This is a genomic window from Bartonella sp. MM73XJBT, assembly GCF_028618465.1.
Taxonomy (GTDB): domain Bacteria; phylum Pseudomonadota; class Alphaproteobacteria; order Rhizobiales; family Rhizobiaceae; genus Bartonella.
Genome location: NZ_JAQISY010000076.1, coordinates 1 through 3,000 on the forward strand (window position 1 = coordinate 1; position 3,000 = coordinate 3,000).

At 40.0% G+C, this 3,000-nt stretch carries 4 protein-coding genes; all 4 read left to right on the top strand.

The features are described from left to right. Positions 1-392 precede the first annotated feature (392 nt). Positions 393-620 (top strand): hypothetical protein, encoded by a 228-nt coding sequence (locus PVV69_RS09480; RefSeq protein ID WP_273757306.1) that lies wholly within the window; start codon positions 393-395, stop codon positions 618-620. Further along, on the top strand, positions 601-1,077 hold the full coding sequence (locus PVV69_RS09485) for an ABC transporter transmembrane domain-containing protein (RefSeq protein WP_273757307.1): 477 nt from the start codon (positions 601-603) through the stop codon (positions 1,075-1,077). Before PVV69_RS09480 ends, PVV69_RS09485 begins: the two co-directional genes overlap by 20 nt. 126 nt (positions 1,078-1,203) lie before the next feature. Then, on the top strand, positions 1,204-2,061 hold the full coding sequence (locus PVV69_RS09490; RefSeq protein ID WP_273757308.1) for an ATP-binding cassette domain-containing protein: 858 nt from the start codon (positions 1,204-1,206) through the stop codon (positions 2,059-2,061). Positions 2,062-2,112: 51 nt separating this feature from the next. Further along, on the top strand, positions 2,113-3,000 hold an 888-nt coding region (locus PVV69_RS09495; protein WP_273757309.1), incomplete at its 3' end, for a biotin/lipoyl-binding protein.

Consider the following 3,000-nt stretch of genomic DNA (forward strand, 5'->3'; position numbering starts at 1 on the left):
AATCCCCCTACTATTGCGCCTTTAATGCCATTCATACCCACTTCATAAACATAACCACCCGGACCACAACTATCAGAGTGAAACCAACTTGATGAATGTGAGCTGCTGTGTGAATCATGTGATGAGCTTGAACTACCCATTTTAACTTCTCCTTAAGTTATTAAAATTACGTATCATAGTGATACACTTGAAACGGTTATCATGCTATTTAGAGCACTGTTAAATACAATTATAAGTTAAAATAAAATAAAAATAATGCATACATAATAAATACAGTATGTGTTTATTATGTATATGTAAAAATATATTTTAATTAAATAATAATAAGCTCTACAATACTGTTAAAATATGCGATATCTATCGCTCTTTCTCTTAAACAAACATAAATTCAAATGAAGCATTCACAAGAAAAACCTGTAGCCTTCTCTTGGTTTACAAGAACAACAAAGAAATATATTTATTATGTCATCGAACTCCGTTGCGTTGCTGTTGTTTTGCGTTTGCTGGGTTTGGTGAATCCTTTTATTTTTCAAGCAATTATTGACCGCACTCTCCCTTTTCAGCGTGCTGAAAGTCTCTATGCTATTGTTGTCTTGATGGTTGCTATCATGCTGTTTTAGCACAGCTCTTAGCACTCTATCAGGTTACCTAGGCGCTTATTTAGCCAATCGGCTTACCCTAGAATTTGGACGGCGTATTTACACCCATCTTTTAAGCCTCTCCTTGTCTGTGTTACGTCATTGGAAAGTGGGGGAACTGTTTTCGCGTATTGGAGAGGTTGATACAATTCGCGGGGTTCTAACAGGAACCATCGCCACAACTGTCCTGAATGTTCTGTTTGCCATTATTTATCTTGCTGCACTCTTTTCTATTAGTCCGAAACTTACCTTTATTGTTCTTATCATTTTGCCCTTACAAATGGGCTCTTTGGCATCTGTTGGTCCCTTTTTACGCCGCCAATTACGCCGTACATTCACTCTGCAAGCCGCCCATAAATCACGCCTTATTGAAAGCTTTACCAATCTTGAAGCCATCAAAGCGCATGTAAAAGAACCTGCTCATACAATACGCATGTAAGAAACTTTAGCCCACAGTCTCGATCAAAGTCTTACAACGAGTAAATTTCACCTCTTAAATGGGGCTTTAAGCCATATTTTTGGTGATCTTTTCACCATTTTTATCATCTTTTTTGGCGCCCAAGCAGTGCTGCAAAATCAAATCACACTAGGACAACTTATTGCCTTTCATCTTCTTGCTGGCAATGTTTCTGGTCCTATCTTAAGCCTTGCATCCTTATGGGAAGAATGGCAACATTTAAAAATCTCTCGTCTTCGTTTGGGTGATATTCTTAACGCACCTTCAGAATGGGAAACAGAAAAAACACCTCTTCAACTCACTGCGTTCCCTTATCTTGAAGCGAAAAATATCTGCTTTTCTTACGAAGAAAAAACTATTATCAACCATCTTGATATCTGTTTGCAACCTGGCAAGCCTATCATGTTGCTTGGTCCTTCAGGCTGTGGAAAATCAACTTTAGCCAAACTCCTTTGCGCCCTTTATCCCCCAGCAAGTGGACAAATATTGATTAACGATCAATCTATACAGAATTTTGATATCCGTAGTGTGCGCCAAACAATTGCGTATTTTCCCCAAAGTCCTTGTCTTTTTTCCGGAACCATTCTTGAAAATATGCTTCTTGCCAAACCAGATGCCTCTGAAAATGAAATCAATGCCGCCCTTCATGCTAGCGCTTGTTATGATCTCATTGCCCAATTGCCTCAAGGGCTCCATCCCCAAGTGGGTGAGCAAGGGGGCTTTTTATCAGGTGGTCAACGCCAACGCTTAGCATTGGCTTGTTTTTTTCTCATCGAACCGCAGATTCTTATCTTGGATGAACCCACTTCTGCATTAGATGACACGGTCAGTGCACAAATTGTTGAACATTTATATAAACTTTCGCAAGAGCGCATCGTTCTTGTCATTACCCATAAACGTGATCTTTTTCCTCAGCATGCAACCATATTAAATTTCACTGATCTGGAGGCAAAAAATGGCAGATAAGGCTCCCCATTTGCGCCCTTTATCACCAACCCTTCATATGGTGGTTACTGTTTGATCACCTTATTCCTTTTTATTGTGATTGGTAGTTTCATCACAAAAACAGAGATTGTTGCACAGAGACAAGGAGCGGTTATTCCCACCACCTATGTTCAATTGGTCCAAGCGCAAAATACAGGTCGTATTGAGAAAATTCTCGTAAAAGAGGGACAATTTGTTCATCAAGGGGACCTCCTTATTCAATTGGATCCGCGTGAAGCCTTAAATGAACGCGCACGTGTTCAAGCCGATATTGCCCAACAGACTCTTCAAGCCCAAATTGCCGCTGCGATTTTAGCTGCCTTGAGTGAGCGAGAGCCTTTGGATAAAGATTTTGTAACCAAAGGGCTCGCTTATTTGCAGATTCCTCCCTCAAGCAGTACGACAGCAAAAATGGAGGGAGAAAAACTCATCCACGCTACTCTTCAATCATTACAAGATAAAGTAAAAGCACTGAAAGCTCAAGCTGATCGTGTTACACGAAGCGGTGCTGTCCAATACGCACAATTGGATAAATTAAAAGATGATCAACAATTAAGCCAAGAAAAGCTTAAAGCTGCTAAAAGCCTGATGGAAACAAAAGTCATCAGCAACTCTCTTTATCTAGAGCGTTTACATGACTTTAAAAATGTAGAACATGAAATTTTAGCCAATAAAAGACGCTTGGAAGAAAACACCGCCGAAATAGAAGTGCTTCGCCAACAAAGACAAAGCCTTATTTCCGATGAAATCGCCCGCTATCAGCAGCTTTCTCGTGAAACAGAACTCTCTCTGCAAGGATTAAAAGCCAAACTTGACAGCTGCCAATATCGTCTTGACCATTTATCACTTTATGCACCTGTTGATGGACGCATTGATGATTTAAGTATCCACACTTTGGGTGGCTTTGTAGAAGCGGGGAAA